This is a genomic window from Streptomyces silvae (assembly GCF_016745505.1).
GTDB classification, from domain to species: Bacteria; Actinomycetota; Actinomycetes; order Streptomycetales; family Streptomycetaceae; genus Streptomyces; species Streptomyces silvae.
Genome location: NZ_JAERUC010000123.1, coordinates 1 through 20,718, shown reverse-complemented (window position 1 = coordinate 20,718; position 20,718 = coordinate 1). Strand labels below are relative to the sequence as shown.

The 20,718-nt window shown below is 72.1% G+C and carries 19 protein-coding genes; 9 read left to right on the top strand and 10 right to left on the bottom strand.

Annotation, left to right across the window (positions count from 1 at the left end):
• Positions 1-40 precede the first annotated feature (40 nt).
• From JKV81_RS18765 to JKV81_RS18755, 3 genes are read right to left on the bottom strand one after another with little or no spacing between them, the layout of a single operon-like run.
• Positions 41-316, bottom strand: a complete 276-nt coding sequence (locus JKV81_RS18765) for a DUF8847 domain-containing protein (RefSeq protein ID WP_124274666.1) — start codon at positions 314-316, stop codon at positions 41-43.
• 24 nt (positions 317-340) lie between these two features.
• Positions 341-1,102: a TetR/AcrR family transcriptional regulator gene (locus JKV81_RS18760; RefSeq protein WP_129265421.1), complete on the bottom strand. Its 762-nt coding sequence runs from the start codon at positions 1,100-1,102 to the stop codon at positions 341-343.
• A 41-nt stretch (positions 1,103-1,143) separates the two neighbouring features.
• On the bottom strand, positions 1,144-2,079 hold the full coding sequence (locus JKV81_RS18755) for an AurF N-oxygenase family protein (RefSeq protein WP_129265422.1): 936 nt from the start codon (positions 2,077-2,079) through the stop codon (positions 1,144-1,146).
• A 189-nt stretch (positions 2,080-2,268) separates the two neighbouring features.
• Between JKV81_RS18755 and JKV81_RS18750 the strand changes: the two genes are divergently transcribed.
• Entirely contained in the window at positions 2,269-3,378 is a 1,110-nt protein-coding gene (locus JKV81_RS18750) for a ferritin-like domain-containing protein (protein WP_129265423.1), read from the top strand.
• A gap of 51 nt (positions 3,379-3,429) precedes the next feature.
• On the opposite strand, the gene JKV81_RS18745 is transcribed toward JKV81_RS18750, so the two are convergent.
• Positions 3,430-3,744 carry an SCO0607 family lipoprotein gene (locus JKV81_RS18745; protein WP_124274670.1) on the bottom strand — a complete coding sequence of 105 codons (315 nt, stop codon included), beginning with the start codon at positions 3,742-3,744 and terminating at the stop codon, positions 3,430-3,432.
• Positions 3,745-3,867: 123 nt separating this feature from the next.
• Between JKV81_RS18745 and JKV81_RS18740 the strand changes: the two genes are divergently transcribed.
• Positions 3,868-4,758, top strand: a complete 891-nt coding sequence (locus tag JKV81_RS18740; protein ID WP_129265424.1) for an ADP-ribosylglycohydrolase family protein — start codon at positions 3,868-3,870, stop codon at positions 4,756-4,758.
• A gap of 19 nt (positions 4,759-4,777) precedes the next feature.
• Here the strand turns inward: JKV81_RS18740 and JKV81_RS18735 are convergent, their stop codons facing one another.
• From JKV81_RS18735 to ligD, 6 genes are all read right to left on the bottom strand, one after another.
• Positions 4,778-5,854, bottom strand: coding sequence for an amidase family protein (locus JKV81_RS18735; RefSeq protein ID WP_202076874.1), 1,077 nt, complete (start codon positions 5,852-5,854; stop codon positions 4,778-4,780).
• A gap of 4 nt (positions 5,855-5,858) precedes the next feature.
• Positions 5,859-7,322 (bottom strand): peptidoglycan D,D-transpeptidase FtsI family protein, encoded by a 1,464-nt coding sequence (locus tag JKV81_RS18730; protein ID WP_129265426.1) that lies wholly within the window; start codon positions 7,320-7,322, stop codon positions 5,859-5,861.
• A complete protein-coding gene (locus tag JKV81_RS18725; RefSeq protein WP_147983838.1) occupies positions 7,319-8,683 on the bottom strand; it encodes an FtsW/RodA/SpoVE family cell cycle protein in 1,365 nt (454 codons plus the stop codon). Before JKV81_RS18725 ends, JKV81_RS18730 begins: the two co-directional genes overlap by 4 nt.
• Positions 8,684-8,765: 82 nt before the next feature.
• The gene (locus tag JKV81_RS18720; protein ID WP_099174493.1) at positions 8,766-9,086 is read right to left on the bottom strand and encodes a zinc ribbon domain-containing protein; all 321 of its coding nucleotides are present in this window, start codon (positions 9,084-9,086) and stop codon (positions 8,766-8,768) included.
• The gene (locus tag JKV81_RS18715) at positions 9,083-11,197 is read right to left on the bottom strand and encodes a HEAT repeat domain-containing protein (RefSeq protein WP_129265428.1); all 2,115 of its coding nucleotides are present in this window, start codon (positions 11,195-11,197) and stop codon (positions 9,083-9,085) included. The genes JKV81_RS18720 and JKV81_RS18715 overlap by 4 nt, the downstream gene beginning before the upstream one ends.
• Positions 11,198-11,380: 183 nt before the next feature.
• Positions 11,381-12,274, bottom strand: a complete 894-nt coding sequence (gene ligD / locus JKV81_RS18710) for a non-homologous end-joining DNA ligase (protein ID WP_129265429.1) — start codon at positions 12,272-12,274, stop codon at positions 11,381-11,383.
• A gap of 59 nt (positions 12,275-12,333) precedes the next feature.
• Here ligD and ku point away from each other — a divergent pair, with 59 nt between their 5' ends.
• From ku to JKV81_RS18675, 7 genes are all read left to right on the top strand, one after another.
• Entirely contained in the window at positions 12,334-13,467 is a 1,134-nt protein-coding gene (gene ku / locus JKV81_RS18705) for a non-homologous end joining protein Ku (RefSeq protein ID WP_129265430.1), read from the top strand.
• 307 nt (positions 13,468-13,774) lie between these two features.
• Positions 13,775-15,070 carry a serine hydroxymethyltransferase gene (glyA, locus tag JKV81_RS18700; RefSeq protein ID WP_307820571.1) on the top strand — a complete coding sequence of 432 codons (1,296 nt, stop codon included), beginning with the start codon at positions 13,775-13,777 and terminating at the stop codon, positions 15,068-15,070.
• Positions 15,071-15,227: 157 nt separating this feature from the next.
• Entirely contained in the window at positions 15,228-16,442 is a 1,215-nt protein-coding gene (locus JKV81_RS18695) for a nuclease-related domain-containing protein (protein ID WP_202076873.1), read from the top strand.
• A gap of 94 nt (positions 16,443-16,536) precedes the next feature.
• Positions 16,537-17,496 carry a D-2-hydroxyacid dehydrogenase family protein gene (locus JKV81_RS18690; RefSeq protein WP_202076872.1) on the top strand — a complete coding sequence of 320 codons (960 nt, stop codon included), beginning with the start codon at positions 16,537-16,539 and terminating at the stop codon, positions 17,494-17,496.
• Between the two features lie 15 nt (positions 17,497-17,511).
• Positions 17,512-18,225, top strand: a complete 714-nt coding sequence (locus JKV81_RS18685; RefSeq protein ID WP_505016567.1) for a formylglycine-generating enzyme family protein — start codon at positions 17,512-17,514, stop codon at positions 18,223-18,225.
• Between the two features lie 44 nt (positions 18,226-18,269).
• The gene (locus JKV81_RS18680) at positions 18,270-19,001 is read left to right on the top strand and encodes a DUF7873 family protein (RefSeq protein ID WP_129265434.1); all 732 of its coding nucleotides are present in this window, start codon (positions 18,270-18,272) and stop codon (positions 18,999-19,001) included.
• Positions 19,002-19,550: 549 nt separating this feature from the next.
• The gene (locus JKV81_RS18675) at positions 19,551-20,408 is read left to right on the top strand and encodes a hypothetical protein (protein WP_129265435.1); all 858 of its coding nucleotides are present in this window, start codon (positions 19,551-19,553) and stop codon (positions 20,406-20,408) included.
• Positions 20,409-20,718: the final 310 nt, after the last annotated feature.

The following is a 20,718-nucleotide window of genomic DNA, read 5'->3' as shown; positions in this document are numbered from 1 at the left end:
ACCTGACCGCCGATCTTACGGGCGGCGGCCCGGATGCCGCTCAGGACCCGCTGCGGGGCCTGGTCCAGGGCCACTTGGGGGTGAAACGCTCACGGCCGCCGGGGGCGTACTCGTACACCCAGCCGCGCTGCAGCCCGAGGCGCTTCGAATAGCCCGCCGGCGCGCGCCGGTAGGCGTACACGGTGGCGGGCCCACCGTCGGCGTCCGGCACCGGGACCTCGTACCACTTGGGCGGGTGACCGGTCGGCCCGAGCAGGACGGGCAGCACCCGGCCGTCCAGGGGACCGCCGCGGAAGGGCGTGTTCTCGCTTTTCACCGGGCCAGTCTGACCCAGGGGACCTCAGTCCGGCGGCAGCAGGTGCGCGGCCCGGTCCACCACCGGGATGATCAGGGCCGTGAGCCGCCCCGCGGGGCCGTCGGCGGTCTCCTGGGGGAGCAGGTCCGCCACCACCGAGGCCGTCTCCTCGTCCGAGGCGGCCGTGACCGTGAGCAGCGCGATCAGATGGTCGACCAGCCAGTCCCGCAGATCCGACGGGGCCGGCTGCTTCCCCTCGTCCAGCCAGATCAGGGACGCCGCCTCCACGGCCGCGATCCAGGTGCGCACCATCATCCTCAGGCGTGGCCCGGCGGGTTCCTGCCCTGGGCCGCCGGCCCGGCCCAGGTGGAGCAGGATCTGCTCGGCCGCCGACCGGCGCACGCCGTCCACGATCGTGGACGTACGCGAGGTCTCGGCCACACTTCCACCGCGCAGCAGGGCGCTGAAGCCGGCGTCGTGCTGGTCGACGAAGCCGAGGTAGCGGTCCAGGACGCGGCTGACCCGCTCGGTGGGCGGGCCGACGGCGGGTTCCGCGAAGCAGAGCGTCAGCTGCTCGGCGGCCGACCCGAGGGCGGCCTCGTACAACTGCTGCCTGCCGCCGGGGAAGTAGCGGTAGACGAGCGGCCGGGAGACACCGGCCTCGGCCGCCACCTCGTCGATCGACACGTCGTCCGGCGCCCGGTGGGCGAAGAGCGTGAGCGCGGCGCCCAGCAGCTGGGCGCGGCGTTCCTCGACACCGAGCCGTCGGTACGCGCGGGCCGGCGGTACTGCGGGTGCGGACGTCATACCCCGAAGCCTAAGCGCTCCCTCCAGAAGGAGCGGTGGCCTCAGGCCAGCAGCCCCGAGCTCTTCCACAGCCTGCGTCCCACCCCGTTGAGCACACCGATGTCGTCGAAGAAGTCCGTGAGCCGCTTCGCTCCCGTCTGCATGACCTCCGCCCGGTGGCCGCTCGCCTTCACCTGCGCGACGGCCTCGTGGCGGTCCAGGCCGACGTTCGCGTACACCTGCGGGTTGACGAAGCAGACGGAGAAGACGCGGGCCGCCTCCCCGCAGTTGAGCCGGGTCAGCCGGCGCTCCCAGGGCGGTGCCGTCACCATCTGGCGGCGCAGCTCCTCGCGTGCGTAGCGCACGTGCCGGGCCTCCTCCACGACATGGATGCGGGTCACTCCGCGTACGAGCGACTGGACGCGCTCGTCGGGGAAGGTGAGCCGCTGCATCCAGTCCAGGATCTCCTCGCCGAGCAGCGTCGCGGCGAACGAACCCGGGGTGGTGGAGATGGTCTTCAGGACCCGCGCCAGGTTGTGGTAGCGCCGGGGGACCGGATAGGCGGGTCCCCCGCCCCAGTCGATCATGCGGGCGAACATCATGGAGTGCCGGCACTCGTCGGCTATCTCGGTCAGGGCGTAGCGGACGTGCTTGCTGGTCACGGACTTGTCGTAGATGTGCCGCACCAGCAGCTGCATCAGGATGATCTCGAACCAGATCCCGAGCGAGGCCAGCGACGCGGCCTCGTGGCGCGCCAGGTCCATCCGCTGCTCCTCCGACATCTTCCGCCACAGCGGGGTGTCGTAGAGGGAGACCAGCTCCGGCGGCCAGAACCACTTGCCGTCCTCGATGCCCGCGTCCCAGTCGAGCTCGGTGTCCGGGTCGAAGGAGTGCTTGGCCGAGGCTTCGAGCAGGCGCGCCGCGACCTGTTCGCGGTCCTTGAGCGGGCCGAGCGCGTCACGCAGCGTCTGGAGGGACTCGTCGGTCACTGTCGTCATGGCTGAAAGCCCTTCGCAGAGGGGTTACCGGCGGTCAAGTTTCCGCTCACGGATTATGAGACTGCTTGTCAGCAAGGCAGTCAATCCCCTGTGCACGACTTGTTGACCGCGCGTCTACCAACGTGTGAACCTGCCAACTGACGTCAGCACCACGGAATGCACGATCCTCGCCAGGCGAAGGAGCTGTCCGTGTCGACACACGACCTCTACATCACCCCGCCCCCCACGCCGACATGGCAGGTGCCCGCCACCGGCGCGGCCCGGTTCAGCTGGGACTACGACGACGGCCGCGAACGCCTCCTCGCCCTCTACCAGAAGGGCAAGGACAAGCAGTGGGACGGCAACAAGCGCATCGACTGGAGCCTGGAGGTCGATCCCGCCGACCCGCTCGGCACCCCCGACGAGGCCCTCACCCTGTACGGCACCCCGCACTGGACGAAGATGACCGAGCGGGACCGGGGTGAGCTGCGCAAGCACTACACCTCCTGGCAGTTCAGCCAGTTCCTCCACGGTGAGCAGGGCGCGATGGTCTGCGCCGCCCGGATCGTGGAGTCGGTCCCGGACCTGGACGCGAAGTTCTACTCGGCGACCCAGACCATGGACGAGGCGCGGCATGCCGAGATCTACGGCCGCTTCCTGCACGAGAAGATCGGGATGCTGTACCCGGTCAACGACAACCTCCAGGGGCTGCTCGGCGACACCCTGCGCGACTCCCGCTGGGACATGCCCTACCTCGGCATGCAGGTCCTCATCGAAGGGCTCGCGCTCGCCGCCTTCGGCATGATCCGCGACACGACGACCCGGCCGCTGCCCAAGCAGATCCTCGCCTACGTCATGCAGGACGAGGCCCGGCACGTGGCCTTCGGGCGGATGGCGCTGCGCGACTACTACAAGCAGCTGAGCGACGCCGAACTGCGTGAGCGCGAGGAGTTCGTCATCGAGGGCTGCTACCTGATGCGCGACCGGCTCAGCGGGGTCGAGGTGCTGGAGAACTTCGGCATCGGCAAGCAGGAGGCCAAGGAGCTCTCCGAGCACTCGGAGTACCTCCAGCTCTTCCGCAAGCTCCTCTTCAGCCGGATCGTGCCCTGCGTGAAGGACATCGGCCTCTGGGGCGAACGGCTCCAGAAGGCATACGTCGACATGGGCGTCTTCGAGCTGGGCGACTCCAACCTGGACCTGCTGATGGCCCAGGACGAGGAGATAGCCGAGCAGCTGGACCGGGACCGCTTCGCGGTGGAGGAGCAGGAGCGGGTCGCGGAGGTCGCGGAGGCGATCGCGGAGGGCGGGACGGACGGCTGAACGCGGGCCCCGGCAGCCGCGGACAGCCGGCCTAGGGCCTCCTGCGCGGCCTCAGTTCTCCTCGGGGATCTCGATGGTCTTCCCGTTCTCGTCGAGGGTCCGGGTCTGCCAGTACGTGTACCACTTGTCGTCCACGTGCTCGGGAACCTTGCCCTCCGGGTAGCGGGCGTAGCCCTTGGGCGGTTCCTCGTCGTCGGACACGCACGCGCTGCCGGCGCTCCCCACCGCCAGGACCGGGTATTCGCCGCCCCCGCACACGGCGTCCTGCATGGAGCAGGCGGAGGTGAACAGGGCGACCGTGACGCCGGCCAGGGCGAGCCCGAGCGTGCTGCGGGACGGGCGGCGGAGTCGGTGGGCCGTGCGCATGATGGGGCTCCCTCTGGTGGGTTGCTTACGGGCCCAGCCTGCCGTGGCCGGCCGGGGAGGGCGTGAGCCCGCGTACTCATATCCGGTGTACGTACGGTGGGGTGCGGGCGGAGGATGGCGGGCATGAACTCCCCTTTCCCGCCCGGTGATTCCGCGGCGGCCCGCCGCAGTCTCGAAGCGCTCGCCCTGGGTGACGCGTTCGGGGAGCGCTGGTTCCCGCTCTTCAGGCCGCCCCGGCAGGCGTACGCCGAGGTACGGGCGCGCCGGACCCCGCACGAGCCCGTATGGCACTGGACCGACGACACCGCGCTGGCGCTCGCCCTCCAGCGGGTCCTGGACGAGTGCGGCCACGTCGAACAGGACCGGCTCGCCCTGTACTTCGCGCTCGCCTTCGACGCGGACCAGGCCCGGGGCTACGGGCACGGCATGCACATCCTGCTCCCGGAGCTGCTGACCTCACCGGCCGACTGGCGCACGCTGGCGCCCGGTCTCTTCGAGGGCGGCAGCCTCGGCAACGGCGCGGCGATGCGCGTGGCACCCCTCGGAGCCCGCTTCCACGCGGACCTCGGACGCGCCGCCGGACAGGCCGTGCTCTCGGCGGTCGTCACCCACGCCCACCCGGAGGGCGTCGCCGGTGCGGTGGCGGTCGCGGTCGCCGCCGCCCTCTCCGTACGCGGCGAGTTCACTCTGGAGGCCGTCGCGGAGCACACCCCTCAGGGCGCGGTGCGCGACGGAGTGCTCCGCGCGGCCCGGGTGCCGTTCGCCACCGAGCCGTGGAAGGCCGCCGACCTCCTGGGCAACGGGAGCCGCATCAGGGCCGACGACACGGTGCCGTTCGCGCTGTGGACCGCCGCCCGGCACCCCGGCGACCTGGAGACCGCCCTGTGGGCGACGGCGGAGGGGTTCGGCGACGTGGACACGACCTGCGCCATCACGGCCGGAGTCGTCGGGGCGGTGACCGGCGTGGAGGGCGTCCCCGCCGAGTGGCGCCTGCGACGGGAGCCCCTGGGCTGACGCTCAGCCGGGCTGACGCTCAGCCGGGCGGGCGCGGCGGTCCCGGCGGCGGCAGGACGCGTTCCACCGCGCACGCGATGCCCAGCAGCTCCGCGTCCGTCCCCCGGTCGGTCACCAGCTGGAGACCGGCCGGGCAGCCGTCCGGGGTGAAGCCGGCCGGCACGCTCGCCGCCGGATGGCCGCTCAGGTTGAACGCCCAGGTCAGCGCCGTGGAATACACGTTCCCCGGGCCCTCGTGGCCGTGCGGCGGGTTGGGCGTCACCGGGGTGAGCAGCAGGGGCGTACGGCTGAAGAAGGCGTCGAGGGCACGGTCGCCGGCGGCACGGAGCGCCCGGGTGGCGGGGGCCGGTGAACCTCCGCGTACCGCCGTCCACGCGTCGGCCGGGTCGGGCAGCGTGACGGGGGACTGGACCAGGCGGATCACCCCGGCCGCGGCCAGCCGTTCCACCGCGGCGCGCGTCACCCGGGCCACCTCCGGCTCCACCGACGCGAAGCCCAGGTCCGGGCTGTAGGCGGCCGGGACGGGCAGCCGGGCCGGCCGGGGCGCGTACCCGTCCAGCACGTGGCGCAGATACGTCTCCGCCCGTGCCGCCGAGCTCGCCAGCACACCGGGGGAGGCGAGGCCCGTACGGTCGGGGGAGGGGAGCAGACCCGCGGTCGTCCTCAGGCCGAACACCCCGCACCACGCCGCCGGGATCCGCACCGACCCGGCCCCGTCGCTGCCCGTGGCCAGCTCCACCATGCCGGCCGCGACCGCCACGGCCGAGCCCGCCGACGAGCCGCCCGGAGTGCGGTCCGCGCGCCAGGGGTTGACCGTACGGCCGTGGGCGCCCTGCCCCCAGGTCTGCCAGGGGGTGCCCGGCCCGGGGACGGACGTGGTGCCGACCGGGACGGCGCCCGCCGCGACCAGGCTGCGGGCCGCGTACGAGCGGAGGCCCGCCGGGCCCTTCACCGCGAACGGCAGCCCGGCCAGCGGGAGCCCCCGGGCGGCGTGCTCCTCGGCGAGCGCCTCCTCGTGCCGGACCTCCGTGAACGCGTGCAGCACCGGGTCCCGTTCGCCGATCCGGGCCAGGGCCGCCGCCACCGCTGACGTCATGGCCTCAGTCTCCGCCCTCCAGCGCCGCCTCCATCACCGCCCGGGCGATCGGAGCCGCGTTGCCGCCACCGCTGACGTCGGCCCGGTCGGCCGAGGCGTCCTCCACGACCACCGCGACGGCGACCGCCGGCCGGCCGGAGTCCGGCGCCTGCGCCCAGGCGATGAACCAGGCGTACGGCGTACCGGAGTTGTCGACGCCGTGCTGCGCGGTGCCCGTCTTGCCGCCGACCGTCACCCCGTCGATCGCCGCGTTCGTGCCGGTGCCGTTCTCCACGACGTCGACCATCATCCGCTGGAGCTGCCGGGCCGTCGTCGGGTTCATCGCCTGGTGGTACGAGTCCGGGCTCTGCTGCCGGACCGTGTCGCCGTCGTGGGTGGTCACCCGGTCCACCAGGTACGGGCGCTTCAGATCGCCCCCGTTCGCCACCGCCGAGGCCACCATCGCCATCTGGAGCGGGGTCGCCGCCGTGTCGAACTGGCCGATCGAGGACTGGGCCAGCTGGTCGTCGCTCATGTCCGAGTCGACATTGCTGCGGGCCACCCGGGAGGGGATCCTCAGATCGTCGTCGTTGAAGCCGAACTTCCCCACCGCCTCCAGCATCCCGTCCAGCCCCACCTCGACGCCGAGATGCGCCATCACCGTGTTGCAGGAGACCCGGATCGCCTCCGCCAGGGACGCCTTCCGGCAGCCGCGCGCCTCATCGGGCAGGGTGGTCGAGGTCCCGGGCAGGACGTACGGGGACGGGGTGTCCGTCGCCGCGTCCGGATCGGTCACCACACCGGCGTCCAGCGCCGCCGCCGCCGTCACGATCTTGAACGCCGAACCGGGCGGATACGTCTGCCGGATGGCCCGGTTGAGCATCGGCCGGCTCTGCGCCCGGTTGAGCCGCGCCCACGCGTCGGTCACGGCGGAACCGGTGCCGGAGAGGACCTCGGGGTCGTACGAGGGGGAGGAGACCAGCGCCAGGATCCGGCCGGTCGCCGGGTCGAGGGCGGCGACCGCGCCGCGCCGGCCCTCCAGGCCCTCGTACGCCGCGCGCTGCATCGAGTCCTTGACGGTCGTGACGACGTTCCCGCCGGGCTGCCGGCTGCGCGTGACGTCCCCCCACAGCGGGAGCGGGGCCAGGATCGGGTCGGTGCCGGAGAGGATGCCGTCCTCGGCGTTCTCCAGCAGCGTGGTGCCGTACGTCTGCGAGGCGTAGCCCGTGACCGGCGCGTACAGCGGACCGTGGCGGTAGGTGCGCTCGTACGCGAGCTGCTCACCGGTGTCCTTGGAACCGGTGACGGGTTCGTCGCCGACGACGATGTTGCCGCGCGGCTGGTCGTAACGGTCGATGGTGGTGCGGCGGTTGGCGGGGTTCGCGTTCAGCTCGTCGGCCTCGAAGAGCTGGACGCGGGCGGCGTTCGCCAGCAGGGCGAGGAGCAGCAGCAGGCAGAATCCGGCGGCGTGCCGGATGTAGCGGATCACGGCCCCTCCCCGGCCGGCGCGGGGTCCGTGGCGGGGTCGGGGGTGCGGGCCACGTCGCTGACCCGGATGAGCAGCGCCACGATGATCCAGTTGGTGACCACGGACGATCCGCCCTGGGCGAGGAACGGCATCGCCATCCCGGTCAGCGGGATCAGCCCCATCACCCCGCCCGCGATCACGAAGACCTGGAGCGCCAGGATCGAGGCGAGACCGATCGACAGGAGCCGCCCGAAGGGGTCCCGCAGGGCCAGGCCCGCGCGGAATCCGCGGGCCACCAGCAGGGCGTACAGCAGGAAGATCGCGGTGAGCCCGGCCAGGCCGAGCTCCTCGCCCGCGGTCGCCAGGATGAAGTCGGACTTGGCGGCGAAGCCGATGAGGATGGAGTGGCCGAGTCCCAGCCCGGTGCCGAGCATCCCGCCCGCGGCGAACGCGAAGAGGGACTGCGCGAGCTGGCTGGGACCCTGGCCCGCGTTGATGGTGGCGTACGGGTCGAGCCAGTCCTCCACCCGGCTGTGCACATGGGGTTCGAACGAGCCGACGGCGAAGGCGCCCGCCGCGGCCAGGAGCAGCCCGACGGCGATCCACCCGGTCCTGCCGGTGGCCACGTAGAGCAGGATCACGAACAGGCCGAAGAAGAGCAGCGAGGTGCCCAGGTCCCGTTCGAGGACGAGGACACCGACGCTGAGCAGCCAGATCGCGACGATCGGGCCCAGCACCCGGCCGGTGGGGAACTGGAGCTTCCAGATCCTGCGGCCCGTGTACGCGAGCGCGTTGCGGTTCGCCGCGAGGTAGGCGGCGAAGAACACGGCGAGCAGGATCTTGGCGAACTCGCCCGGCTGGAAGGAGAATCCGCCGACCCTGATCCAGATCTTGGCCCCGTTCACCGCGGGGAAGAAGATCGGCACGATCAGCAGGACGAGAGCGGCGGCCACCGACAGATAGGCGTACCGCTGGAGCACCCGGTGGTCGCGCAGGAACACCACCACCGCGATGAAGAACGCGACCCCGAGCGTGGACCAGATCAGCTGGGTCGTCGCCGCCCGGTCGCTCGGGGTCTCCAGGTCGAGCCGGTAGATCAGCACCAGGCCCAGTCCGTTGAGCAGGACCGCGATGGGCAGCAGCAGCGGATCGGCGAACGGGGCGCGGAAGCGGACCGCGAGATGGGCGAGCAGGGCGAGGAGCCCGAGACCGGCGCCGTACCCGGCGACATCGGGGGGCACGGCGTTGTTCCGGGCGAGTCCGACGGCGGCGTAGCCGTAGACGGAGATGAGCACGGCCCCGATCAGGAGCGAGAGCTCGACCCCGCGCCGCTTGGGCAGGCGTAGCTCGGGCGGGCGTGCCTCCGCCGTCGTTGCGGTCATGCCCCGCAACGTAGCAAGAGGCGGGTGCTATTTCCCTTATGTCAGCCTCGTGGCACTCCCCGGCCGGTGCCCCCGGGACGCTTCAGCGCTGGTACGGGTTCTGGCCGCCGGGAGGCGCGTAGCCCGGCTGCTGCTGCGCGGCGCCGTACGGATTGCCGTCCTGCCCGCCCTGGGCCTGCGCCAGCAGCTGGTCGGCCTGCTCCTTCGGTATCTGCCGCTCCCCGCCGCAGAAGGTGCACTGCGTCGCGTACTTCGTCGAGAACGGGAACAGCGGTACGAAGAACAGCGTGAACTTGGTGACCCGCTTGCGCAGGGTGTGCGCGGCGGGATTGCCGCACCAGCCGCACACCATCGTCAGGACGGCCAGCTGGTAGAGATAGCCGCGCGTACCAAAAATGATCATGATGAGGTTCCTTTCCCCGTGTCTCCCGGAAGCGCCCGTCGGCAGAGCGCCAGGAGCTTCTCGTCCTCATGAGTGTCGTGACTGCCGTATCCGCCGTCCATCGCGTTGTGGCGGCGGACGGAGAGGAGCTCGGCACGCAGCACCTGTGCCGCGTCCGACCCTGCACCAGCAGGCCCCATCCGCGCCAGGCATTCCGCGACCCGGACCCTGACGTGACGGTTCTTCTCCCAGGCGGCGAGGAGCACCGGCACGGACTCGCCGGTCCGCCCCGAGACCTCCCAGAGCGCGATCGCCGCGTCCACGCGGAGCCACAGCTCCTCGTGCGCCAGCAGGGCCCGCAGCCGAGGCGCCACCGCCTCGGCTCGCCTCCCCAGCCCGCCCAGCGCGCTCGCCGCGGCCCGGCAGTCGTGCACCTGCTCCGCCCGCAGCCCCTCGGCCAGCACCGGGAGCACCGCCTCGGCGTCGCCCGTGACCGCCCACAGCGCCTGGGCCGCCTCCGTCGCCGCCCCGGGCCGCAGCATCAGCCGCCGCAGCTCGGGGACGGCGCAGCGGGCGGCGGGCCCGAACGACCCCAGCGCCCGCAGGGCCGCCGTACGCAGCCACTCGCCCCGGTACTCGGGTGCCCCCCGCAGCACCCGCAGCACCTCCGGAGCGGCCTCGCCCGCGCGCAGCGCCGTCAGCCCGGCGAGCAGCGGGCTCGCCCGGTCGTACGCGCTCTCGTCCAGGCCGACCTCGCCGAGCCTGCGCCGCAGCGTCCCCGCGAGGGGGGCCGCCGCGTCACCGAGGCAGCGGATCGCGAACCCCACGTCGTGCGGCACCTCCGGCCGCTCCAGGGCCTGCTCCAGCGCGGGCAGCACCCGGGCGTCGCCCAGCCGGGCCAGCGCCTTCACCGCCGAGCCCAGGCCCGGCGGCCCGCTCGCCCACTCCCTGACCCACGCCCCGGGATCCGACGCCACCCGCGCGGCCAGGGCGTCGGCCGCCGGTGCCGCCAGGCCGAACAGCTCCTCCAGCACATGTGAGGCGGCCTCCGCGAGCCGTGGCTCCGGATCGGTGAGCTGGGCGCCGACCAGCCGCACCAGCCCCTCGTACGAACCGCGCCAGGCCCGGATCAGCCCCCCGCTCATCCGTACGGCGTCGAGGCGCTGCCAGGGGTCCGGGCTGCACAGCTGGTCCGTCAGCAGCGCCGTACGGTCCTCCACCCGGTCGTCCAGGCCGACGTGCAGCGTCCGCAGCAGATCGGCGGCCCAGGGGGTGCTGCGTCCCGCGGAGTCCTCCGCCGACAGCTCCCGCAGCTGACCCACCAGCGTCGGCGAGGCCGCCCGGTCCGCCGCGGTGTCGTCGCCGCCCTGCGCCTGCGCGGCGGACGGCTCCGGCCGGCAGGGCCGCGAGCGCAGCTCCCGCAGCAGGCCCGACACCACCCGTACGACATCTCCGGGCAGCGCGTCCGGGGCGCAGCGGGCCAGCTGGGCGAGGGCCGCGAGCCGCAGCCCGGGCGGATAGGCCTCCGCGGCGAGCCGGCTCAGCCAGTCCGCCGCCTGTCCCGCCAGCGGCCGGTGGCGCAGGGCGATCCGGCCCGCCGCCTCGACGAGCGCGAGCCGCACCTCGTCGTCGGCCTCCGCCGGCAGCCGCTCCCGCAGCAGTTCGAGCACCCGGCCCGGCCGGCCGTGCAGGGTCGCCAGGGCCAGCGGCGCGGCGAGCCGCACCCCCGGGTCCTCGTCCGCGACCAGCTCGAAGAAGACCGACGAACCCGCGGAGACGGCGGCCGCGGCCATCGCGTAGTTCGCCACGCCCTCGATCTCGTCCTCGTCGAGCTCGCTCTCGTCGTCCTCGTCCAGATCGATGCCGCCGATGCTGGTGAGCAGCTCGACTATCCCGCCCCGGTCCCGTATCCCCGGGTCCACGGCCAGCTCGAAGAGGAACGGGATGCACGCGAGCGTGCAGGCGTACACATCGCCCTGGTGGTGCACCGCGCCGTACATCCCGTCGAGCGCGCTCTCCCGCTCCGCCGGATCGGCGGAGGCGAGTCCGTACAGGAGCCCCGGCACATCGTCGGCCGGGCCGTAGGCATGCTCCATCGAGGCCCAGTCGACCTCGTCGATCCCCGTGAACACGCCACACCCTCCCCGTGTCTTCCTTCTACGCCCCGGACGCGGCCGGAACCGTGCCCGCGAAGCAGCGTCTGCGCAGAGTGTGCACCACGCCTACGACGATCCACCCTCCACTTGCGGCCTTTCCTCGACGCGCCGGCCCAGGGCTGTGTAGGGGCTGTGCGGGCCCTGTACCCTCCGCCCCGCTCAGCCCCCGGGCAGCGGCCGGGCCTGGTCCGGATCGGTCAGCGGGGCGAGGAGATCGCCGTACCGCTCCAGCCGCGCGGCCATGTCCCCGGCGAGGAAGACGAGGTCGTCCTGCGCCCCGCAGGCCTCGATCTCGTCCCAGGTGACGGGCGCGGAGACGGTCGGGCTCTCCTTCGCCCGCAGGGTGTACGGGGCGGCGGTGGTCTTCGCGGCGGCGTTCTGGCTGAAATCCACGAACACCTTCCCGGGGCGCAGCGCCCGCGTCATCCGGTGCACGACCAGCTCGGGCAGCGCGTCCTGCGCCTCCATGGCCAGCCGCTTCGCGAAGGCCGTCACGTCCTCGGAGGGGGTGGGCTCCAGGGGGACGAGCAGATGCAGCCCCTTGGAACCGGAGGTCTTCCCGTACGAGGACAGCCCGTCCGCCGCCAGCCGGTCCCGCAGCCAGAGGGCGACCGCGCAGCACTCGACGACGCTCGCCGGCGGCCCGGGGTCCAGGTCGAACACCATCCGGTCGGCCACGGCGGGGGAGTCCTGACGCCACTGGTGGGTGTGGAACTCCACCACCAGGTTCGCCGCCCACATCAGCGAGGGCAGGTCCTGGGCGAGCACCTGCCGGGCGCCGGGGTCGTCACTGCGGGGCACCGGGGCCGTGCGCACCCAGTCGGGTGTACCGGGCGGCGGATTCTTGGTGAAGAAGCGCAGCCCCTCCGGGCCGTCCGGGTACCGGAGGAAGGACAGCGGACGGTCGCGCAGGTGCGGCAGCATCGCGTCCGCCGCCGTGGCCGCGTAGTAGTGCAGCACCTCGCCCTTGGTCGTCCCGGTGGCCGGGTACAGAACCTTGTCGAGATTGCTGAGCGCCAGGCGCCGCCCCTCCACCTCTGTGATCGGCGTCATACGATAAGAATCACATGAAATCGGATGAATGCTGCCATGGCGGTCGTAAGGGGTGAACGGTGAGGTCCATCTGGAACGGCTCCATCTCGTTCGGTCTGGTCAGCATCCCGGTCAAGCTGATGAACGCCACGGAGAACCACGCGATCTCCTTCCGGCAGATCCACCTGGAGGACGGGGGCCGGATCCGCTACCGCAAGGTCTGTGAGCTGGACGAGGAGGAGGTGCCCGCCTCCGAGACCGTCAAGGCGTACGAGGACGCCGACGGCACGGTGATCCCGGTGACCGACGAGGACCTGGCCTCGCTCCCGCTCCCCACCGCCAAGACGATCGAGATCGAGGGGTTCGTACCGGCGTCGGCGATCGACCCCCTCCAGCTGGACTCCGCGTACTACCTCGAGGCCAACGGCGTGCCCGCCGCCAAGCCGTACGCCCTGCTGCGCGAGGCCCTCAGACGCAGCGGCAAGGTCGCCGTCGCGAAGTACGCGCTGCGGGGCCGGGAACGGCTGGGCATGCTCCGGGTCTCCGACGACGTGATCGCGATGCACGCCCTGCTCTGGCCGGACGAGATCCGCGCCCCGGAGGGTGTCGCCCCGGACGCCGACGTCAAGGTCCGCGACGCGGAACTGGACCTGGCGGACGCGCTGATGAACACCCTCGGCGACGCCGACATGGACACGCTCCACGACGACTACCGCGAGGCGGTCGAGGAACTGGTCGCGGCGAAGGCGGCGGGCGAGCCGGTGGCGGAGGAGGAGGCGGAGAAGCCCGAGGGCAAGGTGATCGACCTGATGGCGGCGCTGGAGAACAGCGTGCGGGCGGCGAAGGAGTCCCACGGGGAATCCGAGGGGGAGTCCCATGGGGAGTCCCACCGGGAGGAGGGCGAGGTCGCGGACGTTCATCCCATCGGGTCCGGCCGGGGCGGGAGGAAGTCCGGGGGCTCGGCCTCGAAGCGGGCTCCTTCGAAGAAGAAGAAGACGGGGGAGAAGGGGACGGCCGAGAAGAAGGGCGCCGCGAGGAAGAGCGCGAGCGCCGAGAAGACGACGGCGAAGAAGGCCCCCGCCAAGAAGGCGCCCGCGAAGAAGGCCGCAGCGAAGGAGCCCGCGTCCACGAAGGCCCCGGCGAAGAAGACCGCTGCGAAGAAGAGCGCCGCGAAGAAGTCGTCCGGCGGCACACGGAAGCGCACCTCGGCCTGAGGGGCGCCTGGTCCGCTCCCCCCGCGGCCTGTGCGCCGCGCGCCCGGTCCGCCTCCCCGCCCGATTCCCCTCCGCGCCGGCCGGGAAGCCGCGCGCGGCGCGTGTCCTGGTGTCGTGACGGAACGGGCCGCCCCGCAGTACAGTGCCGAGTGCCGCGACTGGCGCGTGCCCGGCAGGGTGCTCCGTGGAACCGACCACGAGGGAGCGGCACACTCCGGGCGTGCCCGGGGCGTCATCGCCGGAGGGCCGTCCGCCTGGGCAATCCGGGTCCATGTCGCCCCCGTGCGACCGACCCGGGAGGAACCCCGTGGCCGTACAGCCGTCCGATGCCCGTCGTCCTGCTCAGGCACGTCCCGCCCTGGCAGGGGCCGATCCCGAACTCGCCGCCCTGGTGGACGCCGAGGAGCGGCTCCAGGCGGACACCCTGCGCCTGATCCCCAGTGAGAACTACGTGTCGGCCGCCGTGCTGGAGGCGTCCGGCACCGTCCTGCAGAACAAGTACTCCGAGGGCTATCCCGGAAAGCGCTACTACGAGGGCCAGCAGGTCATCGACCAGGTGGAGACCCTCGCCGTCGAGCGGGCCAAGGCGCTGTTCGGGATGGACCACGCCAACGTCCAGCCCTACTCCGGCTCCCCGGCCAACCTCGCCGTCTACATGGCGTTCCTGGAGCCCGGTGACACCGTCCTCGGGATGTCGCTGCCGATGGGCGGGCACCTCACCCACGGCTGGGGCGTCTCTGCCACCGGTACGTGGTTCCGGGGCGTGCGGTACGGCGTACGGCGCGACACCGGGCGCATCGACCTCGACGAGGTGCGCGACCTGGCGCGTGCCGAGCGCCCCAAGCTGATCTTCTGCGGTGGGACGGCTGTGCCCCGGGTCATCGACTTCGCCGGCTTCGCGGAGATCGCCCGCGAGGTGGGCGCGGTGCTGGTGGCCGATGTCGCCCACATCGCGGGGCTGATCGCCGGCGGCGCGCACCCCTCGCCCGCCCCGTACGCCGATGTCGTGTCCACCACCACCCACAAGACCCTGCGCGGGCCGCGCGGCGCGATGCTGCTGACCCGGGCCGAGCACGCCAGGGCCGTCGACCGCGCCGTCTTCCCCGGTCTCCAGGGCGGCCCGCACAACCAGACCACCGCGGCCATCGCGGTCGCGCTGAAGGAGGCGGCCGGGGCGGACTTCGCCGTGTACGCCCATCAGGTCGTCGCCAACGCCCGTGCGCTGGGCGAGGAGTTGGCCGCGCGCGGCTTCGACCTCGTCTCCGGCGGTACGGACAACCATCTGCTGCTCGCCGACCTCACGGGCAAGGGTGTCTCCGGGAAGGTCGCGGCCAAGGCGCTCGACCGGGCCGGCATCGTCGTCAACTACAACACCGTCCCGTACGACCCCCGTAAGCCCTTCGACCCGTCCGGCATCCGGATCGGCACCCCCGCCCTGACCTCCCGGGGCATCCCGTCCTCCGAGATGGGGGCGGTCGCCCAGTGGATCGATCTCGTGGTCGACGCCGCTCGTACAGGTGATGAATCGACCGTTTCCAAGGTGAGGGAAGAAGTGCGGACGATGATGGACGCCTATCCGGCGCCGGGTCTCCCCCTGGCCTGACCGGGGCGCCGGGGCAGTCCGGGGCACACAGGGCCCGGACTGCTCCGGAACGCCGTGCTCCCGACTCCGCGCGCCCGCTCTGCGCCCTGTGCGGGGGCCGACCCGCCGTACAGGCTGGGGGAGCAAGGATGCCGGAGGTGTGAACAGAGGGGGCACGATGCAGGATCTCAAGGTCACGTCATGGCAGCTCTTCGGGCACGACCGGCTCTACGTGAATCTGCCGGACGGCACCGCGATCGGCTGGGCGGACCGGGGCAGCGGCACGATCACGGTCCTGCACCCGCGGTACCGCGACGCCGTGGCCGACGCACTCGCGCGCCAGGTCCCGGACCTGCCGGCGCTCGTCGGCGAGGACGCCCCGGCCGGACACCCGGCCCCGCCCGTCCCGCCGCCGGTCCCGCGGATCCCGCCGATGCGGGGGATGCGGAAGCGGAGCGCCGGGCCGGACACGGCGGCCGTACGGAAACCGGCACCGCCGGAGCCGGAGCCGGAGCCGGAGTCGCAGTCGCAGTCCGGGCAGGACACGGCAGTTGTACGGAAATCGGTGCCGCCGCCGGATCCGGAGCGCGTGCGGGGCCCGGAGCCGGCACCCGAACCGGTCGCGGCGCCGCAGCGGGCGCCCGTACCGGATCCGGTTGCTGCTTCCGCCCCTGCTCCCGCCCCTGCTCCGGCTCCGGCTCCGGGTGCCGCAGAGGCTCCCGCTCCCGCCCCGGAGACGGTGCGGCGCAGGCGGCCCGGGGTGCTGGCCGCGCTGACGCCCGGCAGTGACCTGGCGTCGCGGCGGCCGGGGGCCGGGCTCCGGGAACAGCTCGGCGAGGGCGGCACCGGGGCGCTCGTACGGGCGGCCACCGGGGCGCTGCGGCGGCACAAGGACGGTGATCCCCGGCGCGGCGCCCTCGCGGGGGAGCGGCGGGTCGGGGCCGAGCTCAAGCGGCTCACCCGGCACGGCTGGAGGGTCCTGCACTCCGTGCCCCTGCCGGACGGCGCGGAGATCGGGCACCTGCTGATCGGGCCCGGCGGGGTGTTCGCCGTGCGCACCGACCACCGCCCCGGGGCGTCGGTACGGGTCGGCGACGGCACCCTGCGGCTCGACGAGGGCGACCCGCAGCCGTACGCACTCGACGGCAGCCCGGACGCCCGCCGGGCGCGGGCGGCGCTGGAGGCGTACTGCGCCTTCGACGTACCCGTGCAGACCGTGCTGGTCTTCACCGGGGTCACCGCGCTGGAGGTGGTCGCCACCCCGGACGGCATCCGCGTCTGCCGGGAGCGCCAGCTCTCCGCGCTCACCCCGCTGACCGGCGTGTTCACCCTCACGCAGGTGGAGCGGATCTACGACGTCGCGCGGAACGCGGAGGCATGGCTGGACGTATGAGCCCGGGACACGGCCGGTAGATTTCCCGGTGCTGCCGCAGTGCGCTGCGGCAGCACCGCCGCGCCGACGCCGTGCCGCCGAAGGGGAAGACACCGTGAAACTCCGCTGTGCCGTGCTCGACGACTACCAGTCCGTGGCGGCCACCGCCGCCGACTGGTCACCCGTCGCCGACGACATCGACGTGGTCAGCTTCACCGAGCACTGTGCCACGGAGGACGAACTGGCCGATCGGCTGGCCGAGTTCGACCTGGTCGTCACCCTCAGGGAGCGCGTGCCGTTTCCCGCGACGCTGATCGAGCGGCTGCCCAGGCTCCGTCTGATCGTCGCCTCCGGCATGCGCAACACGTCCATCGACTACGCCGCCGCCGAACGCCACGGGGTCACCGTCTGCGGCACCGCCAGCACGGCCACCCCGCCCGTCGAGCTGACCTGGGCCCTGCTGCTCGGACTGGCGCGCGGAATCGTGACCGAGGCCAACTCCCTGCGTGAGGGTGGCCCCTGGCAGTCCACCGTCGGAGCCGATCTGCACGGACGCAGGCTCGGCATCCTCGGACTCGGCAAGATCGGCAGCAGGGTCGCCGCGGTCGGCCGCGCCTTCGGCATGGACGTGGTGGCCTGGAGCGAGAACCTGACCCCTGAGCGGGCCGAGGAGGCCGGGGCGAGCCTCGCCGCGTCCAAGGAGGAGCTGCTGGAGACCAGCGACTTCGTCTCCGTCCACCTGGTGCTGAGCGAGCGCACGCGCGGGCTGCTGGGCGCGAAGGAGCTCGGGCTGATGCGGCCCGGGGCCTATCTGGTCAACACCTCGCGGGCGGCGATCGTCGACCAGGACGCGCTGCTCGACGTACTGCGCAGAGGAGCCATCGCGGGGGCGGGCGTCGACGTGTTCGAGGTCGAGCCGCTCCCGGCCGGCCACCCGATGCGCGGCGCGCCCCGCCTCCTCGCCACGCCCCACCTGGGCTATGTGTCGCAGGCCAACTACGCGGCGTACTACGGGGACGCGGTCGAGGACATCCGCGCCTACCTCGACGGTGCGCCCCTCCGCATCCTCGGCTGACGGGAGCCCCACCGCGTGCACACGCCCACCGACGACGAGAGCGCCCCCGGCATGGTCCGGATCCCGGCCGGCACCGTGGATCTGCGGGACGACCGCCGGGGTGCGCGCTGGCAGGAGCAGGTCGAGCCGTTCCTGCTCGGCCGCCACCCCGTGACCGTGGCGCAGCACCGCGCCCTCACGGGCGAGCCGCCCGGACCCGCCGACGCCGGCGCCCTGCCCGTGACGGACGTCAGCTGGCTGGACGCCGTCGACCTGTGCAACCGCTTCTCGGCCCGGGCCGGCCTCGCCCCGGTCTACTCCCGCGACCCCCGCACCGGCGAGGTGCTCCGCGACCCGGACTCCGACGGCTACCGCCTGCCCACCGAGGCGGAGTGGCAGTACGCCTGCAAGGCGGGGACCAGCGGCTACCGCTACGGCGAGATCGACACCATCGCCTGGTACGAGGGCAACTCCGGCGGCCGCGTCCGCGAGACCGGCGCCAAGGCCCCCAACGCCTGGGGCCTGCACGACATGCTGGGCAATGTCTGGGAGTGGTGCTGGGACCTCTACGACGCGGAGGCCTACGGCGAGTACCGCACCTTCCGCGGCGGAGGCTGGGCCGAGCCGGAACGCGGCTGCGGCGCCACGGTGCGCCGCCGCAGCCACCCCACGTTCGCCATCGACGACCTCGGCCTCCGGCTGGCCCGCAGTACGAACCGGGGTGCCAGCAGCGGAAATTCACACGGCTGATCGAACGTGGGTGCGGTACGTTTCTGTCACTCGAAGGGGGCGAAGTGACGAAGCTCAACCAGATCATCGCCGTGGAGAAGGGTGTCAAGAGCAAGTCGCTCCAGGACATCACCGCGGCCCATCACAAGGTGCAGAAGCCGGCGCTGCTGGCGGGCATCTCGCGTACGTACCAGCCGAAGGACGAAGAGGGCGAGCAGCTTCCGCCCGAGTCCGCACGGGTGCAGATCAAGGCCGAGGAGGCGCTGCGTGAGATGTCCGCGTCGCTGACCCGGCTGTTCGACGTGACCGCGACGAAGGACTGGGCGAACTGCTCGGCCCGCGCGGACGTCACCGTCGACGGTCGTACGGTCGTGAGCGAAGTCCCGGTCAGCTATCTCCTCTTCCTGGAGAAGCAGCTCACCGACCTCCACACCTTCGTCAAGAAGCTCCCCGTCCTGGACGCCTCCGAGTCCTGGTCGCTCGACCCCTCGACGGACCTGTGGAAGACCGACCCGGTCCGCACGATCCGGACGAAGAAGGTCCCGCGCAACCACGTCAAGGCCGAGGCGACCGACAAGCACCCGGCGCAGGTCGACGTGTACTACGAGGACGTGCCCATCGGGTACTGGACGACCGTGAAGTTCTCCGGAGCCCTCCCGGCGCGACGGGTGAACGAACTGCTGGAGCGGGTCGAGAAGCTCCAGCACGCGGTGAAGTTCGCCCGCGAGGAGGCCAACGGCGCCGAGGTCACCGACCGGCGGGTCGGAGACGCGGTGTTCGGCTACCTGTTCGGCTGACGCCGGACGTGAGGCGGCACCCCCAAGAACGCCCTCGCGCGCAATGGCGTGAGGGCTGCACACCCTGCACGAGGCGGAATTGAGGTCCGCCCCGTGTGATGAGCGCAAGCTGAAACTGACGTTCAGCCTGAAGACGCGGTAACGGTGGAGGTTCGAGTCCTCCCCCCGGCACCACCTGCCGGGGTGGCCCAACATGGCAGAGGCAGCCGCGATCAATCTCAGACTCTCGCTCCAGCTTCAGTATCGCCGCCGATTGCCAGATCGACCGAGTACGGACGAACACCGTTGAATGCTGGTTCGAATCCGGCCTGCGCCTCTCCGCGGCGCGGTAGTTCAAAGGCAGAACGCGACGGTATGACGACTGATCCGCACTCTTAAACGGCGCTGGCAAGCGCAATTGGGTGGCAACCCCAGGGGCCCGGGAGCTGGATACGACTCCCGGGCTCCGCCACGTCCGGGACGTACCGGCCTGTCACGTGAACTCAGCCTCGCCATACCGGTTCTGCCTGAGCTGCATCAGCACGCACCCGCCTGCTGTACGTTCCTGGCATGGTCACGGGACAAGTGAGCGAGAACCCGGAGTCGCGTTTCTCCGCCCTTCTGGCTAGCGCGGCAAGGCTTCCGGGTGTGCGGGTCGACAGGGGGGCGTACCTCCGGACGGCGCTGGCGCGTCATTGCCCGGAAGACGATGTGCGCAGGGCGATCGAAGAGACCCCCGCGGCGGCGGGTATCCCTCTCGACGTTCTGGACAAGGTGGCCAACGAGTCCATTCGCTACGAGACCGCCAAGGTGAGCGCGCTCTCCGCGGCTGCCGGGATTCCCGGATTCATCGCCATGCCCGCCACAGTGCCGGCCGATCTGGCCCAGTACGTCGGCCACATGCTGCGCGTCGCGCAGAAGCTCGCCTACCTCTACAGCTGGCCCGATCTGTTCTCCACCGACAACGACGACCTCGATGACGCCACCAAAAGCGTGCTCACGCTCTTCTTCGGAGTGATGTTCGGGACCCAGTCCGCGAATGCAGCCGTGGGGAAGGTGGCGGGGATGATCTCCGAGCAGGTGGCCAAGAAGCTGCCCCAGCAGGCGCTGACCAAGGGTGTCGTCTATCCCATCGTGAAGAAGGTCGCCCAGTACCTCGGCGTCGAGATGACGAAGCAGACCTTCGCCAAGTCCGTCTCGAAGGCGATTCCCCTCGTCGGGGCCGCCGTGTCCGGCGGGCTCACCTTTGCGACCTTCCGCCCCATGTCCAGAAGGCTCAAGGCGCACCTCTCCGGCCTGGAACTCGCCAAGCCGGTCGGGGGCCAGGTCATCATCGGTGAAGTCATCCAGGACGAGGACCGCCAGGCCGCAGACGAGGCGAAGATCCCGAAGCCGGGCCGTGACTGGCGCGTCTTGAAGCGTAGGTAGGTCGCGGCTCGGGCGCTGGGCGAGGACGGTCAGGCGACGGCGAGTTCACTGCGATGCCGTCGCGGTGGTGCGACTGCCGCTCCGGCGCTCGGGTCTCGAATCTCGGAGTCCGAGCGCCGCGGAGCCGCTCATTCACTCGTTCGGGGGTACGGGGAAGGGCTCGAGGCCGACGCTTGAGCTTCGGGTCCCGAGGGCCGGGCTTCGGGCTCCGGGATTCGAGCCGTGTCGTTCATCCGGGAGGTAGGTAAGGGCTTTTGGGGAAACCACCCACCCTCCCACCCCGTCACGGCCAGCAAGTATGACTAATCGT

Excerpts from the sequence above, each read along its gene's own strand:
- JKV81_RS18740 (WP_129265424.1), top strand. The coding sequence starts at position 3,868 with ATGAACTCCCCTTTCCCGCCCGGTGATTCCGCGGCGGCCCGCCGCAGT.
- JKV81_RS18720 (WP_099174493.1), bottom strand. The coding sequence starts at position 9,086 with ATGATCATTTTTGGTACGCGCGGCTATCTCTACCAGCTGGCCGTCCTG.
- JKV81_RS18725 (WP_147983838.1), bottom strand. The coding sequence starts at position 8,683 with ATGACCGCAACGACGGCGGAGGCACGCCCGCCCGAGCTACGCCTGCCC.
- JKV81_RS18760 (WP_129265421.1), bottom strand. The coding sequence starts at position 1,102 with ATGACGTCCGCACCCGCAGTACCGCCGGCCCGCGCGTACCGACGGCTC.
- JKV81_RS18695 (WP_202076873.1), top strand. The coding sequence starts at position 15,228 with ATGCAGGATCTCAAGGTCACGTCATGGCAGCTCTTCGGGCACGACCGG.
- JKV81_RS18675 (WP_129265435.1), top strand. The coding sequence starts at position 19,551 with ATGGTCACGGGACAAGTGAGCGAGAACCCGGAGTCGCGTTTCTCCGCC.
- JKV81_RS18735 (WP_202076874.1), bottom strand. The coding sequence starts at position 5,854 with ATGACGTCAGCGGTGGCGGCGGCCCTGGCCCGGATCGGCGAACGGGAC.
- ligD (WP_129265429.1), bottom strand. The coding sequence starts at position 12,274 with ATGACGCCGATCACAGAGGTGGAGGGGCGGCGCCTGGCGCTCAGCAAT.
- JKV81_RS18745 (WP_124274670.1), bottom strand. The coding sequence starts at position 3,744 with ATGCGCACGGCCCACCGACTCCGCCGCCCGTCCCGCAGCACGCTCGGG.
- JKV81_RS18755 (WP_129265422.1), bottom strand. The coding sequence starts at position 2,079 with ATGACGACAGTGACCGACGAGTCCCTCCAGACGCTGCGTGACGCGCTC.